At 69.2% G+C, this 17,957-nt stretch carries 18 protein-coding genes and 1 tRNA gene; 12 read left to right on the top strand and 7 right to left on the bottom strand.

Annotation, left to right across the window (positions count from 1 at the left end):
* Positions 1-2: 2 nt before the first annotated feature.
* The 5 genes from BLS95_RS30045 (at position 3) to BLS95_RS30025 (ending at position 6,885) form a co-directional block, all read left to right on the top strand.
* Entirely contained in the window at positions 3-650 is a 648-nt protein-coding gene (locus tag BLS95_RS30045) for a maleylpyruvate isomerase family mycothiol-dependent enzyme (RefSeq protein ID WP_090938727.1), read from the top strand.
* Between the two features lie 242 nt (positions 651-892).
* Positions 893-3,958, top strand: a complete 3,066-nt coding sequence (locus tag BLS95_RS30040; RefSeq protein ID WP_090938724.1) for a S8 family serine peptidase — start codon at positions 893-895, stop codon at positions 3,956-3,958.
* A gap of 140 nt (positions 3,959-4,098) precedes the next feature.
* Positions 4,099-5,082, top strand: a complete 984-nt coding sequence (locus BLS95_RS30035; protein ID WP_090938721.1) for an AraC family transcriptional regulator — start codon at positions 4,099-4,101, stop codon at positions 5,080-5,082.
* Between the two features lie 103 nt (positions 5,083-5,185).
* Positions 5,186-6,409 (top strand): styrene monooxygenase/indole monooxygenase family protein, encoded by a 1,224-nt coding sequence (locus BLS95_RS30030; RefSeq protein ID WP_090938718.1) that lies wholly within the window; start codon positions 5,186-5,188, stop codon positions 6,407-6,409.
* Positions 6,406-6,885 (top strand): flavin reductase family protein, encoded by a 480-nt coding sequence (locus tag BLS95_RS30025; protein WP_090938715.1) that lies wholly within the window; start codon positions 6,406-6,408, stop codon positions 6,883-6,885. Before BLS95_RS30030 ends, BLS95_RS30025 begins: the two co-directional genes overlap by 4 nt.
* A 33-nt stretch (positions 6,886-6,918) precedes the next feature.
* On the opposite strand, the gene BLS95_RS30020 is transcribed toward BLS95_RS30025, so the two are convergent.
* Both BLS95_RS30020 and BLS95_RS30015 read right to left on the bottom strand, forming a co-directional pair.
* The gene (locus BLS95_RS30020) at positions 6,919-7,503 is read right to left on the bottom strand and encodes a maleylpyruvate isomerase N-terminal domain-containing protein (RefSeq protein WP_090938712.1); all 585 of its coding nucleotides are present in this window, start codon (positions 7,501-7,503) and stop codon (positions 6,919-6,921) included.
* Positions 7,500-7,718, bottom strand: a complete 219-nt coding sequence (locus BLS95_RS30015) for an imine reductase family protein (protein WP_143043916.1) — start codon at positions 7,716-7,718, stop codon at positions 7,500-7,502. Before BLS95_RS30015 ends, BLS95_RS30020 begins: the two co-directional genes overlap by 4 nt.
* Before the next feature lie 164 nt (positions 7,719-7,882).
* Between BLS95_RS30015 and BLS95_RS30010 the strand changes: the two genes are divergently transcribed.
* The 3 genes from BLS95_RS30010 to BLS95_RS30000 all read left to right on the top strand — a co-directional run bounded on the left by BLS95_RS30010 (position 7,883) and on the right by BLS95_RS30000 (position 9,352).
* The gene (locus BLS95_RS30010) at positions 7,883-8,128 is read left to right on the top strand and encodes a hypothetical protein (protein WP_090938706.1); all 246 of its coding nucleotides are present in this window, start codon (positions 7,883-7,885) and stop codon (positions 8,126-8,128) included.
* A gap of 294 nt (positions 8,129-8,422) precedes the next feature.
* On the top strand, positions 8,423-8,797 hold the full coding sequence (locus BLS95_RS30005) for a NucA/NucB deoxyribonuclease domain-containing protein (RefSeq protein WP_176993442.1): 375 nt from the start codon (positions 8,423-8,425) through the stop codon (positions 8,795-8,797).
* Positions 8,798-8,866: 69 nt separating this feature from the next.
* Entirely contained in the window at positions 8,867-9,352 is a 486-nt protein-coding gene (locus tag BLS95_RS30000) for a hypothetical protein (protein ID WP_090938700.1), read from the top strand.
* Between the two features lie 468 nt (positions 9,353-9,820).
* On the opposite strand, the gene BLS95_RS29995 is transcribed toward BLS95_RS30000, so the two are convergent.
* A tRNA-Lys gene (locus tag BLS95_RS29995) sits at positions 9,821-9,897 on the bottom strand.
* Positions 9,898-9,997: 100 nt separating this feature from the next.
* Here BLS95_RS29995 and BLS95_RS29990 point away from each other — a divergent pair.
* Positions 9,998-10,837: an AAA family ATPase gene (locus BLS95_RS29990; protein ID WP_090938697.1), complete on the top strand. Its 840-nt coding sequence runs from the start codon at positions 9,998-10,000 to the stop codon at positions 10,835-10,837.
* Entirely contained in the window at positions 10,830-12,203 is a 1,374-nt protein-coding gene (locus BLS95_RS29985) for a vWA domain-containing protein (protein ID WP_218136041.1), read from the top strand. The genes BLS95_RS29990 and BLS95_RS29985 overlap by 8 nt, the downstream gene beginning before the upstream one ends.
* Before the next feature lie 10 nt (positions 12,204-12,213).
* On the opposite strand, the gene BLS95_RS29980 is transcribed toward BLS95_RS29985, so the two are convergent.
* The gene (locus BLS95_RS29980; RefSeq protein ID WP_090938688.1) at positions 12,214-12,981 is read right to left on the bottom strand and encodes a nuclease-related domain-containing protein; all 768 of its coding nucleotides are present in this window, start codon (positions 12,979-12,981) and stop codon (positions 12,214-12,216) included.
* 161 nt (positions 12,982-13,142) lie between these two features.
* On the opposite strand from BLS95_RS29980, the gene BLS95_RS29975 reads away from it, so the two are divergent.
* Entirely contained in the window at positions 13,143-13,757 is a 615-nt protein-coding gene (locus BLS95_RS29975; protein WP_090938685.1) for a TetR/AcrR family transcriptional regulator, read from the top strand.
* On the opposite strand, the gene BLS95_RS29970 is transcribed toward BLS95_RS29975, so the two are convergent.
* From BLS95_RS29970 to BLS95_RS29960, 3 genes are all read right to left on the bottom strand, one after another.
* Positions 13,728-14,798, bottom strand: coding sequence for an acyl-CoA dehydrogenase family protein (locus tag BLS95_RS29970; protein ID WP_090938682.1), 1,071 nt, complete (start codon positions 14,796-14,798; stop codon positions 13,728-13,730). The two genes, BLS95_RS29975 and BLS95_RS29970, sit on opposite strands and share 30 nt — an antisense overlap.
* Before the next feature lie 84 nt (positions 14,799-14,882).
* Positions 14,883-16,049, bottom strand: coding sequence for an acyl-CoA dehydrogenase family protein (locus BLS95_RS29965; RefSeq protein WP_090938679.1), 1,167 nt, complete (start codon positions 16,047-16,049; stop codon positions 14,883-14,885).
* Positions 16,046-17,248, bottom strand: a complete 1,203-nt coding sequence (locus tag BLS95_RS29960) for an acyl-CoA dehydrogenase family protein (protein WP_090938677.1) — start codon at positions 17,246-17,248, stop codon at positions 16,046-16,048. The genes BLS95_RS29965 and BLS95_RS29960 overlap by 4 nt, the downstream gene beginning before the upstream one ends.
* Before the next feature lie 109 nt (positions 17,249-17,357).
* Between BLS95_RS29960 and BLS95_RS29955 the strand changes: the two genes are divergently transcribed.
* Positions 17,358-17,933, top strand: a complete 576-nt coding sequence (locus tag BLS95_RS29955) for a GNAT family N-acetyltransferase (protein ID WP_090939037.1) — start codon at positions 17,358-17,360, stop codon at positions 17,931-17,933.
* The last annotated feature ends 24 nt before the right edge of the window (positions 17,934-17,957 follow it).

Genomic DNA, 17,957 nt, shown 5'->3' with positions numbered 1-17,957 from the left:
TCATGACCGACTCCAGGCCGAAGCCAACCGTCTGGTCGCTGGTCCACACCGAGCGGGCGGCCCTGGCGGCCGACCTGGCGGATCTGACCAGCGAGCAGTGGACCACGCCGTCCCTGTGCACCGGGCTGACGGTCCGCGAGGTGCTGGCGCACATCACCTCAGGGGCGAGTCTCACACCGGTACGGTGGATGACCGGCGTCATCCGCTGCCGCTTCGACTTCGACAAACAGGTGGCCATGCGATTGGCCGAGCAGTTGGGCGCGACCCCGGCCGAGACGCTCGCCAGGTTCCGCCGCGTCGTCACCAGCACGACCAAGCCACCCCTGTCCGTCATGGCGATGCTGGGCGAGACGATCGTGCACGGAGAGGACATCCGACGGCCATTGGGCATCCGGCGCGACTACCCGATCGAGGTGCTCACCCGGGTAGCCGACTACTATCGCCGCTCCGACATGGTCGTCCTCGCCAAGGGCCGAATCCGCGACCTGCGCCTCGTCGCCACCGACGGCCCCTTCACGACCGGCTCCGGCGCCCTTGTGACCGGCCCCACCGTGGCGCTGATCATGGCGATGACCGGGCGCACCGGCTACTGGAACGACCTCGAAGGCGACGGTGTAGCGACCCTACGCGCCCACGACAAAGCCACCTGACCCCTCAGGCGATCCAGCTTGGCCGCCGTTCAGCAGGACACGTGGGTTGCGATCCGCCCTGTACCGACTCACGCCTTTACAGATGTTGTGTTCTAGTTGTTACGAAAGTGCGACATGATCCCATTGTGGCGAGTTCACTCTTTGATCAGCTCAATCCCATGTACCACCTGAGGTGATCAGTGAAGAGGCGTCTGCTCCTCGCAGTGCTCGCGTCCGCGAGCATTGCGATTCCGCTGACTGCAATGCCATCCACGGCCAATGCTCAACCCACCCGGCCTGACCGCTTCCAGCATCTGGACAGCGCGTTCGCCTACACCGGTTTCAAACCAGCCGCGCTCGATCCCACCCGCCAGCTCAAGGTCCTCATCCAGGTCAGCGGCACCCCGGTCGGCGATGCCGCCGCCGATGCGGCCGAGGCCGGCAAGACCGTCAACAGGACGACCTTACGTGCCACGCTCCACCGCCGGCAGCAGAGCGTCGAGGACAAGGTGCAGGCCGAAGGCGGAAAGGTCCTCACCACCTATACCGACAGCTTCAACGGCATCGCCGCCGCCATCCCCCGCGGCAGCCTGCCGGCGATCCAGCGGGCTCCTGGGGTCGTCTCCGTACATCCGGTACGCACGTTCCGCCCGGACAACACCGCCGCCGTCCCCTACATCGGCGCCCCGCAGGCGTGGCAGGACCTCGGCAAGACCGGCACAGGCATCAAGGTCGCGGTCATCGACACCGGGATCGACTACACGCACGCCAACTTCGGCGGCCCGGGCAACCCGGCCGACTTCGAGGGCAACGACGGCACCGTGATCGAGCCTGGCACCTTCCCCACCACCAAGGTGGTCGGCGGCTACGACCTCGTGGGTGACGACTACGACGCCAACGATCCCACCTCGATGCCCAAGCCCGACCCCGACCCGCTCGACTGCAACGGCCACGGCTCCCACGTGGCCGGCAGCTCGGCCGGCTTCGGGGTGGACGCGAACGGCAAGACCTACACCGGCCCGTACGACTCCACCACCCACGCCAACACCTTCAAGGTGGGACCGGGCGTGGCGCCCAAGGCCTCGCTGATGGCCTACCGCGTCTTCGGCTGCGGCGGTTCGGCCAGCGAGGACGTCATCGTCGCGGCCATGGAGCGGGCCCTGAAGGACGGCGCCGACGTCGTCAACATGTCGCTCGGCTCCCCCTTCGGCCGCGTTGACGAGCCCTCGTCGCAGGCGGTGCAGACGCTGACCCGCGCGGGCGTGACCGTGGTGGCCTCGGCCGGCAACTCCGGCCAGAACGCCTACCTGACCGGTGCGCCCGCTGTCGCCCCCACGGCCATCTCGGTGGCCGCCCTCGACGCCGCGCGTGCCAACCTGCCAGCGGTGAAGATCGCCGCGGAAGGCACCGAGCTCGTCGCGCAGAACTCCAACGAGGCTCCACTGCCCTCGGGAACCCTGCCGGTCGCGGTGCTCCGCACGAGCTATCCCTCCGGCCCGGTGTCGCTGGGCTGCGCCCCGGCAGACTACGCGGCCTACCCTGGCGGCGTGGCGGGCAAGCTCGTGATCACGGTGCGTGGCGACTGCGGCCGGGTCAAGCGAGCCATCCTCGGCCAGCAGGCCGGTGCCGCGGCGGTGGCCATGATCAACACCGATCCCGCGTACCCGCCGCTGGAGGGGCAGATCACCGCCGACCCGGACACCGGTGAGGAGTACACGGTGACCATCCCGTTCCTCGGCATCAAGGGCGGTGACGCGGCCGGCGCCCAGTCGCTGGACGGCAAGAGCACCACGCTGGCGGCGCTGGCCATCCCCAACCCCGCCTACGCCCGGCTCGCCTCGTTCTCCTCCGGCGGCCCGGCCAACGGCGGCAGCGCGCTGAAGCCGGACGTGACCGCGCCTGGCGTCGCCGTCGTCTCGACCGGAGTGGGCACGGGTTCCGGCGCCGCGACGATCTCGGGCACCTCGATGGCCTCGCCGATGGTCGCCGGTGTGGCCGCGCTCGTGAAGGAGGCCCACCCGAGCTGGCAGCCCGGCGAGATCAAGGCCGCGATCGTCAGCACCGCCGACGCCACGTCCAAGATCGGGAACTACACCGCCAGGGTCGCCGGCTCCGGCGTCGTGGCCACCCGGCAGGCGGTCGCCGCCACGGTGATCGGTGAGACGAACGACGGGAGCAGCCTGTCGTTCGGCCTGAAGTCGATGACCGGCAAGTACGTGGGGATCGAGAACTTCGCCATCCGCAACACCGGCGAACTTCCGGTCACCTACGACCTCGCCGCCGCGTTCACCGGCGAGTCCTACGGCGCCAAGGTCTCGGTCTCGCCCAAGAGCGTGACCGTGCCCCAGCGAAGCAGCCGCACCGTCCAAGTCACCCTGTCGCTGAGCGCCCAGGCCGTGGCCGCCCTGCCCGCCGCCGAGACCTCCAACTTCGGTACGGTCACCCACATTCAGGGTGCGGTCACCGCCACGCCTCGGAAGGCCGCCGAGGGCGTCTACCCGCTGCGGGCCCCGTTCCTGCTCGTCCCCGACGCCCAGTCCAAGGTGCACGCGTCCGAGCCGGGCAAGTACACGGCGGGCGACGGCGGACTCGTGACCTCGGTCGATGTTCGCAACGACGGTGCCCACTCCGGCGCCGCGGACGTCTACGCCTGGGGCATCACCGACGCCGACGACATCACGGGCGCCGAGGACTCGATGGACATCCGCGCCGTCGGGGTGCAGACACTCCCCGGGTCGGCGCTGGGAGGCGCTGACACCGACCGGGCGCTGGTCTTCGCGGTCAACACCTCCGGCCAGTGGTCCAACGCTTCGGCGAACGAGTACGACATCCCGATCGACTCCAACAATGACGGAGCACCCGACTACATCCTGGTCGGCGCGGACTACGGCCTGGTCACCGCGGGCGACTTCGACGGGCGGTTCGCCACGTTCGTCTTCAAGGCCGATGGATCCCTGGTGAACGCGTGGGTCGCCACGGCCCCGATGAACGGCGGCACTCTGCTCATGCCGGCTCTCGCCTCCGAGGTGGGACTGACGGAGGGCGCCTCACGCTTCACCTACACGGCGACCGGTTTCTCGCTGATCCCCGAGGGGCTCACGGACGAGACCGAGTCGGCGGCGTTCGACGCCTTCGCCCCGGCCATCTCCACGGGGGCGTACGTGCCGCTCGCGCCGCGCGCCTCCGCCTCTATCCCGCTCACGGTCGACCAGGCGAAGCTCGCGACCACGCCGGCGAAGGGCTGGCTCGTCGTCACCCTGGACAACGGTAGCGGTGCCCAGGAGGCCGACCAGGTCGGCTTCGGCAAGCTCCCCGCCGTACAACCGTAATCCGATGTGGGCGCCCGCTTCCTGACCAGCCGGGGCGGGCGCCCACCCGAAGACTCCGCGGCATCGCCGGGTCGACCGTGACGCAACTCTTGTGCGTCCTTTTACATTGAAGACCTGGTCGAGAACGGGGATCATTTGGTGTGCTCCTCAGCAATCGTGCTGTCTTCGCCAGCTCCGACCTGGACGAGGTCCGGGGCGAGGTCGCCAAGGTGTTCTGCCCGCACCGGCTGGACCTGGCCGGCGACGCGGACCTGCTGTCGGCCCGGTTCAACTCCGTCCAGCTCGGCTCGGTCCGCGTCAGTTACCTCGACTACGGGGCCGACGTGCACATCGAACCAGGCGACCTCGACACGTTCTTCCTGGTCATGATCCCGCTCGCCGGGCGAAGCCTGATCCGCCTCGGCGACAAGGAGATCGTCTCCACCTCGTCGCTGGCCGCGCTGCCCTCGCCGACCCGCCACCTCGACATGCGCTGGGCCGCCGGCTGCCCCCAGTTGGTGGTCAAGTTCGAGCGCACCTCGATCGAGCTCGCGTTGAAGCAGATGCTCGGCGAACAACTCGACGACCCGGTCGTCTTCGACCTCGGCATGGACCTGACGACGGGCTGGACCCGGTCCTGGCGGGACATGGCCGACCTGCTCGTCAGGGAGGCCGAGCGCGACGACGGACTGACCGGCCATCCGCTGGCCATCGCACACCTGGAGAACGCCCTGATCACCCTGCTGCTGACCATGCAGCCCTCCAACTACCTGGAACGGCTGACGGCACCCAGGCCGCCCGCTCTGCCGAAGGTCGTGCGCCGGGCGATGGAGTTCATCGAAGAGCACGCGCACCTCCCGCTCACCACTACCGACATCGCCGGCGCCGTCGCGGTCAGCAGCCGCTCTCTGCAGGAAGGTTTCCGCGCGCATCTCGGGCTGAGCCCCATGACCCACCTCAGGCAGGTACGACTCGCGCGGGTCCACGATGAGCTCAGGACGGCCGACCCTGCCAGGGCCACGGTGACCACGGTGGCCGCCCGATGGGGCTTCCTGCACCAGGGACGTTTCGCCGCCCAGTACCGCGAGAGGTACGGGCAACCGCCGTCGGAGACGTTGCGCAGGGGTTCCGCGTCAGGTGGATGAGATCCGCGCTCCGCGGATGGCTCGGGCGGACGCACCGGCCGTACCTTTCTTGTCAGGCGCCGATAGCAACTCCCACTCCTGACACCGAAGGGACACACCCACCATGCGCGACATCCTCATCGTCGGCGCCGGTCAGGCCGGCCTCCACCTGGCCATCGGTCTGCTCCAGCACGGCTACGACGTCACCGTGGTCTCCAATCGCACCCGCGAGTCCATCCGCGACGGCCGGGTGATGTCCGGCCAGGCCATGTTCGGCACCGCGCAGGCTTACGAGCGTGAGCTCGGCCTGGACTGGTGGGCCGACGACTGCCCGCCCATCGAGGGCATCGCGCTCACGGTTCCCGGTCCGGAGGGAGGCAAGTTACTCGACTGGGCGGCGCGGCTGGACGTCCCGGCCCGCTCGGTCGACCAGCGGCTGAAGATGCCGGCCTGGATGGGCGAGTTCGAACGGCTCGGCGGCAAGCTCATCCTGCACGACGCCACCCCGGAGGACCTGGAGAGCTACGCCGCCCGGTACGACCTGGTCCTCGTCGCCGCGGGGAAGGGACAGATCGCCTCGCTCTTCGAGCGGGACCCCTCGCGCTCCCCGTACGCCGCTCCGCAACGCGCGCTGGCGGTCACCTACGTCAACGGTCTCGCCCCCCGCCCCGATCACTCGGCGGTCTGCTTCAACCTGCTCCCCGGCGTGGGCGAGTACTTCGTCTTCCCCGCGCTCACACACACCGGCCCCTGCGAGATCATGGTGTTCGAGGGCGTGCCGGGCGGTCCCATGGACTGCTGGGGCGACGTGCGCGGCCCCGCCGAGCATCTGGCGCGCAGCCGCCAAATCCTGGAGGCCTTCTTCCCGTGGGAGGCCGAGCGCTGCGCCGGGATCGAGCTCACCGACGCCAACGCGGTCCTGACCGGCCGCTTCGCCCCCACGGTTCGCCGTCCTGTCGCCGTTCTGCCCTCCGGCGCACCGGTGCTCGGCGTGGCCGACGTCGTGGTGCTCAACGACCCGATCACCGGGCAGGGCAGCAACAACGCCGCCAAGTGCGCCGCCACCTATCTGCGGGCCATCGTGGAACGGGGCGCGCAGCCGTTCGACGCGGACTGGATGCGGCGGACCTTCGATCTCTTCTGGACGCAGGCCCGGCATGTCACGAACTGGACCAACGCCCTGCTGGCGCCCGCCGAACCCCACCACCTGGCGCTCCTGGGGGCCGCCGGACAACGTCCGGAGATCGCCTCCCGCTTCGTCAACGGCTTCGACGACCCGGCCGACTACGCCGACTGGTTCATGGACGCCGCCCGAGCCGAGGCCTACCTGAACAGGGTCGCGGCATGAGATCGCTCCGTGAGGCCTTCGGGCAGTTCGCGACCGGGGTGGCGGTGATCACGACGGTGACCGCCGATGGGGAGCGGGCCGGCGTGACCGTCAACTCCTTCACCTCGGTCTCACTCGATCCGCCGCTGGTGCTCTGGTGCCTGTCCAACCGGGCGCCCAGCGCGCCGCTCTTCCTGCGGGCCGGGCGGTTCGCCGTCAACGTCCTCGCCGCCGACCAGGACCACCTGTCCAGGCGCTTCGCCACGCCCTCAGCCGACAAGTTCGCCGGGGTGGAGTTGCTCGGCGCGCCCCTGCCGATACTCGCCGGGACGCTGGCCAGCTTCGTCTGCCGTACGGAGCGCGTCCACGACGGCGGCGACCATCACATCTTCGTCGGGGCGGTGGAGCGCTACCAGCGGACCGAGGGAGAGCCGCTCGTCTTCCACTCCGGCCGCTACCGGGAGTTCTGGCCCGTAGTCGGTGCCGGCGCCGCGTGATCCCTGCCGGGCTGTGCCGCAACGCAATCGCCCTCAGCGGACGGTCCCGTTCCACTGCCAGCGTTGTCTGCGGGCATGACCGGGAAGCTCGGCGCGGCCGGTGCACCACAGGAGGATCTCGGCTGAGTCCTCGCCTTCCGGAGCCTCGGGGAAGAGGCGGCGCAGCGCCGGGGCGCACAGGTGCTCCGGCATCCGCCAGTCGAGCCCGAGCGCGTGGCTGATGTCCATGCCGTGAACGAGCAGTTCGACGACTCCCATAGCGGCGAAGCCGGGGCCGTCCGAGTGGCCCCACGGATGCCAGGCGCGTACGTCGGCGTCGGCCTCCCGTACGGCGGAGGCCAGGATGTTCGCCGCGATCCCGATCCCCTCCAGGCACTCGGGGATGGGAGCCTGGGGGTCGAGCGAGGCGAAGAGGGTGATGTACCGGCCGGGGGGACGGGCGATGAGCAGGCCGGCGTAACCCACGACGCCCAGGGCGATGTGGTCGAGTGTGGTCCTGCAGCTCCATTCCAGCCCTGCGGCGTTGCGCGTCCAGTCCTGGTTGGCGCCTTTCTCCAGGATCGCGGTGGTTTCGTCGGCCGCCTCGATGACGAGAGCGGCCCAGCGCGCAGCGTTCATGCGCTGACCGCCCTGGCCGCGATCTTCTCACTGTCCATGGGCGCCGCGGCGTGCATGAACCCGTTGAACGTCGACCACCTGATCCCGAGCAGCCCGACGTCGTACGCCTTGCCCGGGGTGCGGTTCCAGATGGTCGTGGGGTCGTTCACTAGGGCCGCGGCCGGCGCCCGGCCCGTCGGCCCCATACCGATGACCGTGACGGGAGTTCCTGCCATGTCGATCTCTTCCTGTCCGTTTCAAGAGGTGGCGGTGCACCACGATGGCAGTGCGGGACGGCACCGGAAACTGGCAGGGCTGCCGACATTCACCAAATTGCTGCCACAGGGTGGGCTGGTCGTGATCGATGACACCATCTCGATGCCCGGAGACGTTCTCGTCGGTGCGGGGTTCACGGTGCTACCGTCCGGCTGCCGTCGTCTTCCGCGACGAGGACATCAGGGCCGCACTGGAGATCCGGCGCGCGGATCCCGGCCTGCCGATGCTTGCTTACGTCCATGAGACCAACGGCAGCAACAACTTCTCTGTCAAGGCGCTCAACGCCAAGCAGAATCAGCTGGCAGGTTCGGAACTCAACATCTTCTTCCTCGGTACCGTGTCCGGTCCGGCGACCCGTACTGGCTTCTGATCAACTAGCGAAACCTGGCCGCCGGACCTTCAGTCCGGCGGCCCCCGTATGAAAGGCGCGACATGCGACGATCGGAGTATCGGTGACACCGGTTGCACAGTTACGCGCTCGCCACGGAATTCAGCGCGGTGTGGGTCGACCGGCTGGAACTCGACGAACTGGCGCAGCGCGTAGGCGCCGACCGACGACTGGCTGCAGATCATCGAGTTCCGGGGATACGGGTGCAGCGGCGCCCTCCGCGAACTGTCTGCTCATGGAGGGTGAGCGGTCAGTGTGGGATGGGGGCTGAATGGCGTGCGTGATCTGAGGTACGTGTCGGATGGGTACTACACCACCTTGTTCAGCGTCACCGTTCCCGGCGAGCGGTACGGCTGGGGCAATTGGCTTCGTAGGGTCAAATACAGCGCCGACATCCCCGGCAGTCGGGGCATCACCGACGCGGCGTGCAGAATCGAGTTCACCGCCGCGGAGCGAGAAGGCAAACAGTGCGACGAGTTCCCGTTCGCCAGCGCAGAGCAGGGAGCCAGTAACGCCAAGCCGAAAAACAACTTCTCCGTGCTGCCGATTAACGCCCCGCAGAATAATGCGCACGGAAACGTGCTCGGCGCCTGGTACCAGAACAACCGAGTGATCCAGAGCGACCGGTTCTATATCCACTTGTCCGACTGACCCCGAACGCCCCGGCGCGTGCGCGACACGCGCCGGGGTCTCTCCCCCGACGGCAGGAAGGCGACCCTCATGGCAGTCCTTCGCAGGAGCGCTCACGACAGCCTGCGCATCCACCAGGGCTCAAATTTTCTCGTCACTCAGGTGGAGGACGGCGTGCCAACAGGCAGCCCCCGGCCAGGGGAGTTCCTGGGCAGATGGACGCTCCCCAGGATCGGAGCAGGTCCCAACGGCGTCGACATCACCAGCGCCGTCGCCCCTGGCGGTCCCATCCACGTTCGCTACGAACTCTGGGACACCAAGCCGGTCCCGCTCCCCTCCTGGGATCGCCTGTGGGAAGGCGGTCTCCAACTGCGCACAGGCCGGATCGGCATCGCTCAGCATTTCGCGGAGGAGTGGGACGAGTACCTAGAGTTCGACACGGGCGAGCGCGACAGCGCCTGGTCGGCTCGAGTGCTGAACAGAGTCCTGTCCAACACCGAGGAACCCGACTTCCCCGCCGACATCGTCCAGGTCGATCTCTATCGAGTGCAACTTTGGCCGCCCGAGACGGCATGAACGGTTACTAGGAGAAACTCGGGCGAATACGGGGGCAGGAAGAACAGCGTCAACCGCCTTTTGGTCTCCTGATGAACGCTTTCGTCTCGGCGGACCGGTGGGCAGGGTGCCCGTCCAAAATCAGGAAATCTCCCCGGGCACGTCGTGCAGAAGCTTGGTGGGGTAGTCGATGAAGGTCGTGGAGTCGAGGGTGTGCGCTAGCCTCGATCTTTCTCGACCTTGAGTTGGTCGGCTGAGAGGTTCGGCTGGGGGTCGATTTTCTCGCTGTGGTCAGCGTGGGTGCCCGGCTGTCGCGCCGGGTGGGCGGGGTTCCACGGGCCCTCGAGCTCTCATAACCCACGGCCCATGAACGGGGCAGCAGCAGCGGGCCCGAGCGTCCGGCGAGCAACCGCGGGAGGACCTCAACGCGGCCGGAGCCTCTTAAAACCGAGAAACCCCAGCTCACTACACCGAGCTAGGGTTTCTGTGTGGTGCGCCGCCAGGGACTCGAACCCCGGACCCGCTGATTAAGAGTCAGCTGCTCTGACCAACTGAGCTAGCGGCGCTTGCAGAGAGGAATATACCGGTGATCCTCATCCGAGGCGAATCGGTATCGATCGGGCTCCTGCCGCTAGAATAAAGTTCGGCCAGCAGACAGGAGCATCGATGTTCGACTCGCCCGCCGACGTGACGGAGCGGCTCGCCGCCGTGGATTACCTCTCCGACGACGCCATCTCCACCTCGGTGTTCCTGGCCGCCGCGCTGGGCAAGCCGCTGCTGGTCGAGGGTCCGGCGGGGGTCGGGAAGACGCAGCTCGCCAAGGCGGTGGCCCAGGCCACCGGCGCGGAGCTGATCAGGTTGCAGTGCTACGAGGGCCTCGACGAGGCCAGGGCGCTGTACGAGTGGAACTACAAGAAGCAGCTCCTGCGCATCCAGGCCACCAGCGTCGACGACGACATCTTCAGCGAGGAGTTCCTGCTGGAGCGGCCACTGCTCAAGGCGGTCAGGGCCACGACCCCCACCGTGCTGCTCATCGACGAGACCGACAAGGCGGACGTCGAGGTCGAGGGCCTGCTGCTGGAGCTGCTGTCCGACTTCCAGGTGACGATCCCGGAGCTGGGCACGATCGCCGCGACGCGCCGGCCGTACGTGGTGCTGACCTCCAACGCGACCCGTGAGCTGTCGGAGGCGCTCAAGCGGCGCTGCCTCTACCTGCACATCCAATACCCGACCCCCGAGCGCGAGCGCGACATCGTGCTCGCCCAGGTGCCGACCCTGCGGGCCGACCTCGCCGAGCAGCTCGCGAGGACAGTGGCCACGCTGCGGGCACTGGAGCTGAAGAAGGCGCCGTCGGTCGCCGAGACCGTGGACTGGGCGAACACGCTGCTGGCCCTCGGGCGCCAGGAGCTGGACGAGGCCACGGTGGCGGGCACGCTGGGCGTGGTGCTCAAGCACGCCTCCGACCAGACGCGGGTGATCAAGGAGCTGGGGCTGCCGGATGCCTGAGCGGATGTCGCTGGTCGATCGGCATGTCGGGTTCGTACACGCGTTGCGCGAGGCGGGGGTGCCGGTCTCGCTCGCCGAGGGGCTGGACGCGGCGCGGGCGCTGCGGGTGATCGAGCTGAGCGAGCGGGAGTCGTTGCGCGCGGCCTACGCGGCGACGCTGGTGAAGAAGCCCGCGTACCGGCCGGGGTTCGACGTGCTGTTCGACCTGTGGTTCCCGGCGGCGACCAGCGGCATGCACGCCGAACGCCCGGAGCGGAGGATCGATCCCGAGCAGGCCGAGCTGCCCGAACTCCGCGACCACCTCGCCGGCCTCCTGAGCGGCGGCACCGACCTGGAGCTGCGCGAGTTCGCCCGGGCGATGGTCGAGCGCTTCGGCCGCCAGCCGGCCGGTCCCGGCCGGCAGAACTGGTTCTCCTACAGCGTCATGCGCGCCCTGTCCCCCGAGACGCTCATGGCCCGCATCCTGAACAACGTGCTGGCCGGCCGGGAACGCGGCGGCCTGGCGGAGAAGACCGTTCGCCAGCGGGTCAACGACGGCATCCGGCGCTTCGAGGAGGCGGTGACCACCGACGTGCGCCGCCGCATCGCCGAGGACTCCGGCGTCGAGCGCATCGCCCGCTCCGCCGTACGCCCGCCGCTCGACCAGATCGACTTCCTGCGCGTCACGAAGGCGGATCTGGCCAGGCTGCGCAGGGAGGTGTACCCGCTGGCCAGGCGGCTGGCCGCGCGGCTGACGATCAAGCACAGGAAGGGCCGGCGCGGCCGGCTCGACTTCCGCCGGACGATGCGGGCCTCGCTGCAGAGCGGCGGCGTGCCGCTGACCACCCACTTCAAGCCGCCCCGGCCGCACAAGCCCGAGCTGGTCATCCTCTGCGACACCAGCGACTCGGTCTCGTCGTTCGCGCACTTCACGCTGCTGCTCACGTACGCGCTGCGGGAGCAGTTCACGAAGGTACGGGCGTTCGGCTTCGTGGACACGGTGGACGAGATCACCCGGTTCTTCGTCCCGGGGGCCGACGTGGTCGAGGCCATGACCAGGCTGGCGAACGAGGCCGACATGGTGCGCTTCGGCCGTACCAACTACGGCCACTCGCTGGAACGCTTCGCCGAGCGGTACGCCGACGCCATCGGGCCCAGGACCTCGCTGCTGATCCTCGGTGACGCCCGCTCCAACTACCAGCCGCCCGCCCTGGACGTGCTCAGGTCGCTGGTGTCGCGGTCGCGGCACGCGTACTGGCTCAATCCGGAGCCGAGGCAGCAGTGGGACACCGGCGACTCGGTCGCGAGCGACTACGGCACGGTCGTGCCGATGTCCGAGTGCCGCAACGTCGCCCAGCTCACCGCCTTCATCGAGACACTGGCCTGAGATCGGAAGGTCAGGCTCGCTGGAGCTCCCTGGCCGCGGTGCGCGCCAGCAGCTCGATCTGCTCGCCGGTGAGCACGTCGCCGTCGGCCGCCTTGATCAGCTTGGCCACCAGCCGCGGCTTGACCAGCGTGACCCCTTCGGCGCTCACGACGCCACCCCTGGGCAGCAGCCCGCAGTGCACGGCGAACATGGGCGTGATCGTCACCGGGACCCCGGTCTCGCGCGAGAGCAGCTCGGCGAACGCCTCGGCGGTCTCCACCAGCGGTTTGACGTCCTTGGTGCCGTATTTCTCGCCGAAGAACAGCCGGCCGGCGTAGACCGCGATCTCGGTGTCGGGGCTCCAGGACTCGTTGTCCACGATCCACACGCCACCGGGACCGATGATCAGGTGGTCGATCGAGGCCTGACCGCGGATGGCGCGGCCGTCGAGCACGGTGTAACCCTGCCGGCCGAGCGACCTGCGCAGCATCCTGCCGGTGATCGCCTCACCCTGGCGCGCGCCGCGCCAGACCGCGGTCGCCTGGAAGGAGCGCCAGTGGTAGTACCAGTCACCCCCGGCGACGAGGCCGGCGAGCAGCAGGCCGATCAGCACGGCACCGCCCGTGAGGCCGAACCTGAGCGCGACCGCGACCCCGATCACGAAGCCCACTCCGGCCTTGACGTACCGTGACCTGCGCCGCTTCTGCGCGTCTTCGCGCCAGAACTTCTCGTACCACCACTGCGGGGATGACCCTGTGTACTTTTCGTCCTGCTTCACGTAGATAGAGCCACCGGGCACGGCAAACTCCCCGAAATGAGTAGGTGTGTTCCGGGATCTGCCACGCCGAAGATCCCTCGCCGGTCAAGAGATACCCGCTCCTCAACCAAGGCGAGCCTAAGGTGACGTAATTAGTACCTGCAAGACCACCAAATGAGGATCGACCGACCAGTCGGTATGCTATGGCGGGTGACAAGGGGGAGCATGTGAAAGAAGAACCGGTCAGGCAGCGGCTGCTCGCCGAGGCGACCCGGCTTTTCGCCGAACGTGGCTTCGAGGGCACCTCAGTGCAGGAAATCGTGGTGTCAGCAGGCGTCACCAAGGGCGCCATGTACCACTATTTCGACTCAAAGGACGATCTACTGCACGAGATCTACGCCCGGGTGCTTCGCATGCAGACGGAGCGGCTGGCGCAGATCGCCGACGGCCCCGGCACCCTGAAGCAGCGCCTGCACCGGGCCGCGGCCGACGTCGTGGAGACCACGACCGCGAACCTCGACGACTCCAAGATCTTCTTCAGGTCGATGCACCTGCTCGCCCCGGAGACCCAGAAGACCGTACGCGCCGAGCGCCGCCGCTACCACGAGCGCTTCCGCGGGCTCGTGGCCGAGGGGCAGCGCACCGGCATCTTCAGCGACCGGGTCCCCGCCGAGCTGGTCGTGGACTACTTCTTCGGCTCGGTGCACCACCTGGGCACCTGGTTCCACGCGGCGGGCCCGCTGACCGGCGCCCAGGTGGGCAAGCACTTCGCCGACCTGCTGCTCGCCTCACTCGGGGCCGGGGACGTCGACGAGTGAGGCCAGCGCCTCGCGGTGGTCGCCGGGCGTACCGAGCGCGATCTCAGTGGACTTGGCGCGCTTGAGATACAGATGTACGGGATGCTCCCACGTCATCCCGATCCCTCCATGCAACTGCAGGGCCTCCTCCGCGGCGTGCACCGCCACCGCGGCGTTCCATGCCTGCGCCACCGCGACGGAGACGGCCGAGCCGTCGGCCACCGCCGAACGCGCCGCCGCCCTGGCCCTGACCACGTCCAGCCACAGGTCGGCCAGGCGGTGCTTGACGGCCTGGAAGGAGCCGATCGGGCGGGCGAACTGGTGGCGCTCCTTGACGTGGGCGAGCGTCGTGTCGAGGCACCACTCGGCCACGCCGAGCTGCTCGGACGCCAGCAGTCCGGCCGAGCTCAGCAGCACCTCGGCCAGGTCGCACGCCCCCACCCGGCGGGCCTGCGCCGCCTCGAACGTCACGGTGGCCACCGGCCTGGTCAGGTCGAGCGAGGGCGCCACCACGACACCGCCGCCCGTGACCTCGTAGAGATCCCCGTCCACCGGCACCAGCAGCACGTCCGCCACGTCGGCCCCGGCCACGCCGGTGACGCTCCCGGACAACCGCCCGCCGTCGAGCCGCACCGAGGCGCCCCGCCCCGGCCGGTACGGTGAGGCCGCGAACGACACGGCCAGCGCCGCCGTCCTCCGCCCCTCGGCCAGCTCGCCCAGCAGGGCGTCACCGGTCGGCAGCAGCGCCAGGGTGGCCATCACCGAGCTGGTGAGGAACGGCACCGGCGCCACCGCCCGGCCCAGCTCCTCCAGCACGACGGCCACCTCGCTGGCCGACGCGCCCGCGCCGCCGTGCTCCTCCGGGATGAGCAGCCCGGCCACCCCGATCTCGCCCGCCAGCGTCTTCCACAGGTCGAGGTCGTACACGGGACTCGCCGAGCCCCGGCCGTCCGGCTCGGACTCGATGCGGCGCAGCACCGCGGCGGGCGGGCACCGGTCGGCCAGCAGCCCGCGCACGGCCGCCCGCAGCTCCTCCTCAACCTCCGAATACAACAGCGTCATTGGTCGCTCACCGCTCCTCATTCGCTACGCGGCCCGCTCGTCCCTCACGGTCCACTCCGCTCACTGCGTCGGGTTCACTCCGCGTCATCGGGGCAGGTCCTTCCACGGCACGTCCTTGTCGACGCGGGGTTCGGCGGGCAGTCCGAGCACCCGCTCGGAGATGATGTTGCGCAGGATCTCGGAGGTGCCGCCCTCGATCGAGTTGCCCTTGGCCCGCAGGTAGCGGTAGCCGGGACCGCGGCCGTAGAAGTCGACGGTCTCCGAACGGCGGAACGCCCAGTCGTCGTAGCCGAGGTCGCGCCGCATCTCGACGTCGAGCCCCGACAGTGCCTGGTTCAGCCTGGCGAAGGACAGCTTCATCCCCGAGCCCTCAGGCCCGGGGTGCCCCGCGACGAGCTGCTCGCGCAGCCGCGCCCCGGACAGCCGGGTCACCTCGGCCTCCACCCAGAGCGCCAGCAGCCGCTGGTGCAGGTCGTGCGTACGCAGCTCCGGCTGCTCGCGCCAGGTGTCGAGCACCGCGCCCAGCATCCCGCCGCCCCGCCGCACGGAAGCGGCCCCGCCGATGGCGACCCGTTCGTTCATGAGCGTGGTCTGCGCCACCCGCCACCCGTCGCCCACCGCGCCGAGCCGCAGGTCGTCGGGCAGCCGCACCCCAGTCAGGAACACCTCGTTGAACTCGGCCTCGCCGGTGATCTGCCGCAGTGGCCGCACCTCGACACCGGGCGCGTGCATGTCACACACGAAGTACGTCAGCCCGCGGTGTTTGGGCACGTCCGGATCGGTACGGGCGACGAGGATGCCCCACCGGGAGTGATGGGCCCCGGACGTCCAGACCTTCTGCCCGTCGACCACCCACTCGTCCCCGTCCCTCACGGCCCGGGTGGCCAGCGTGGCCAGGTCGGACCCGGCGCCCGGCTCGCTGAAGAGCTGGCACCAGATCTCCTCCCCTGTCCACAACGGCCGCAGGAACCGCCGCCGCTGCTCCTCGGTGCCGAACGCCAGAATCGTCGGCGCCGCCATGCCCAGCCCGATGCCCTGGACCCCGCTGGTGATCTGCGGCGTGTGCGCCAGCTCCCGGTCCACGACCTGCTGCAGCTCCCGCGACGCGCCCAGCCCGCCGAGCCCCTCGGGGAACCACACCCACGCCAGCCCGGCATCGAACCTGGCCCGCAGGAACTCCAGCCGATCCCCCGCCGGGTCGTGCTCCCCCAGGAACGCCGCGACCCGCTCCTTGATCTCAGGCTCGTTCACATGTACCCCTTGAGCTCGCGATAGGCCAGCGACCGCTTGTGCACCTCGTCGGGTCCGTCCGCCAGGCGTAGCGCGCGAGCGCCGGCCCAGAGCCCGGCCAGCGGGAAGTCCTGCGAGACGCCGCCCGCGCCGTGCACCTGGACGGCCTTGTCCAGGATCCACTCCACGGTGATCGGCGTCGAGATCTTGATGGCCTGGATCTCGGTGTGGGCGCCCTGGTTGCCCACCGTGTCCATGAGCCAGGCCGTCTTGAGCACGAGCAGGCGCAGCTGCTCGATCTTGATCCGGGACTCGGCGATCCAGTCCTGGACCACGCCCTGCTGCGCGACGGGCTTGCCGAACGTGGTCCTGGCCAGCGCCCGCCTGCACATGAGCTCGACGGCGCGCTCGGCCATGCCGATCAGGCGCATGCAGTGGTGGATGCGGCCGGGGCCGAGCCTGGCCTGCGCGATGGCGAAGCCGCCGCCCTCCTCGCCGATCAGGTTGTCCACCGGAACGCGTACGTCCCGGAACTCGATCTCGGCGTGGCCGCCGTGGTCGGCGTCGGTGTAGCCGAACACGTGCATGCCGCGCTTGATGTCCAGACCCGGCGTGTCACGCGGCACCAGGACCATGCTCTGCTGGCGGTGCTTGGGCGCGTCGGGGTTGGTCTTGCCCATGACGATGAGGATCTTGCAGTTGGGGTTCATCGCCCCGGAGATGAACCACTTACGACCGTTGATGACGTATTCGTCGCCGTCGCGGACGATGGCGGTGGCGATGTTCGTGGCGTCGGAGGAGGCCACGTCGGGCTCCGTCATCGCGAACGCGGAACGGATCTCCCCGTCGAGCAGCGGGGTCAGCCACTCCTCGCGCTGCCACGGGCTGCCGAACATGGAGAGCACCTCCATGTTGCCGGTGTCGGGGGCGGCGCAGTTGGTGGCCGTCGGGGCGATGGTGGGGCTCCGGCCCATGATCTCCGCCAGAGGCGCGTACTGCAGGTTCGTGAGGCCCGCGCCGTGCTCGCCGGGCAGGAACAGGTTCCACAGGCCGCGCTTCCTGGCCTCGTCCTTGAGGTCGGCCATCAGCGGCGGCGGGCCCCAGCCGCTGGACGCCGCCTGCTCCTCGAAGGCGGACTCGGCGGGATAGACGCATTCATCCATGAAGCGCAGCAGTCGTTCGCGCAGGTCCTCGGTGACGGTGTCAAAGGCGAAGTCCATGGCAGTGAGCCTACCGACCGGCCGGTATGAGTGTCGACAGGTGGTTTTTCGTAAAGCCGGGCAAGTGGCCATCAACGTGATCCCGGCCCCGCTCGTAGAGTTGCCGGCCATGACCGCCAAGCTGCCCGCGCCCGTGGTGCTGGAGAACGACGTCGTCCGGCTGGAGCCGCTGACCCTGGAACACGTACCCGACCTGTTCGCCGCCGGGGGCGGGGACGAGGAGGTCTGGCGCTGGCTGCCGGTGCCGGCGCCGCGCACCGAGGAGGAGCTGGCCCGGGTCGCCGGCGTCCTCATCGACGACGACCGGCACGTCCCGCTGGCCGTGGTGCCCAAGGAGGGCGGGCGGGCCGTGGGCTGGACGACGTACTGCGACGTGCCGGGCTTCGACGAGAGCGTCGAGATCGGCTGGACCTGGTACGGCCGCGCGGTCTGGCGTACGGCGGTGAACACCGGCTGCAAGATCCTGCTCCTCGACCACGCCTTCGGCCTCGGCTACAACCGGGTCCTGCTCAAGACCGACAACCTCAACCTGAGGTCGCAGAACGCCATCAAGCGCATCGGCGGCCTGCACGAGGGCACGCTGCGCCGCCATCGCAAGAGGCCCGACGGGACCTGGCGCGACACGGTCTGTTTCGGCATCCTCGAAGAGGAATGGCCACAGCACCGGGCACGCTTGCTCAGTTAGCGGAAAGGCGGCATCCGCTCCTTC

Origin of the sequence: Nonomuraea jiangxiensis (assembly GCF_900099965.1) — a bacterium.
GTDB lineage: Bacteria > Actinomycetota > Actinomycetes > Streptosporangiales > Streptosporangiaceae > Nonomuraea > Nonomuraea jiangxiensis.
This window is presented reverse-complemented; position numbering and strand designations above follow the sequence as displayed.

What these genes read in the sequence shown, in the direction of transcription:
- BLS95_RS29975 (WP_090938685.1), top strand. Translation starts at nt 13,143, where the DNA reads ATGGCGGGTGACAAGGGGGAGCATGTGAAAGAAGAACCGGTCAGGCAG.
- BLS95_RS30040 (WP_090938724.1), top strand. Translation starts at nt 893, where the DNA reads ATGCCATCCACGGCCAATGCTCAACCCACCCGGCCTGACCGCTTCCAG.
- BLS95_RS29985 (WP_218136041.1), top strand. Translation starts at nt 10,830, where the DNA reads ATGCCTGAGCGGATGTCGCTGGTCGATCGGCATGTCGGGTTCGTACAC.
- BLS95_RS29970 (WP_090938682.1), bottom strand. Translation starts at nt 14,798, where the DNA reads ATGACGCTGTTGTATTCGGAGGTTGAGGAGGAGCTGCGGGCGGCCGTG.
- BLS95_RS30000 (WP_090938700.1), top strand. Translation starts at nt 8,867, where the DNA reads ATGGCAGTCCTTCGCAGGAGCGCTCACGACAGCCTGCGCATCCACCAG.
- BLS95_RS30025 (WP_090938715.1), top strand. Translation starts at nt 6,406, where the DNA reads ATGAGATCGCTCCGTGAGGCCTTCGGGCAGTTCGCGACCGGGGTGGCG.
- BLS95_RS29955 (WP_090939037.1), top strand. Translation starts at nt 17,358, where the DNA reads ATGACCGCCAAGCTGCCCGCGCCCGTGGTGCTGGAGAACGACGTCGTC.
- BLS95_RS30015 (WP_143043916.1), bottom strand. Translation starts at nt 7,718, where the DNA reads ATGGCAGGAACTCCCGTCACGGTCATCGGTATGGGGCCGACGGGCCGG.
- BLS95_RS29960 (WP_090938677.1), bottom strand. Translation starts at nt 17,248, where the DNA reads ATGGACTTCGCCTTTGACACCGTCACCGAGGACCTGCGCGAACGACTG.
- BLS95_RS29990 (WP_090938697.1), top strand. Translation starts at nt 9,998, where the DNA reads ATGTTCGACTCGCCCGCCGACGTGACGGAGCGGCTCGCCGCCGTGGAT.
- BLS95_RS30045 (WP_090938727.1), top strand. Translation starts at nt 3, where the DNA reads ATGACCGACTCCAGGCCGAAGCCAACCGTCTGGTCGCTGGTCCACACC.
- BLS95_RS30030 (WP_090938718.1), top strand. Translation starts at nt 5,186, where the DNA reads ATGCGCGACATCCTCATCGTCGGCGCCGGTCAGGCCGGCCTCCACCTG.
- BLS95_RS30020 (WP_090938712.1), bottom strand. Translation starts at nt 7,503, where the DNA reads ATGAACGCTGCGCGCTGGGCCGCTCTCGTCATCGAGGCGGCCGACGAA.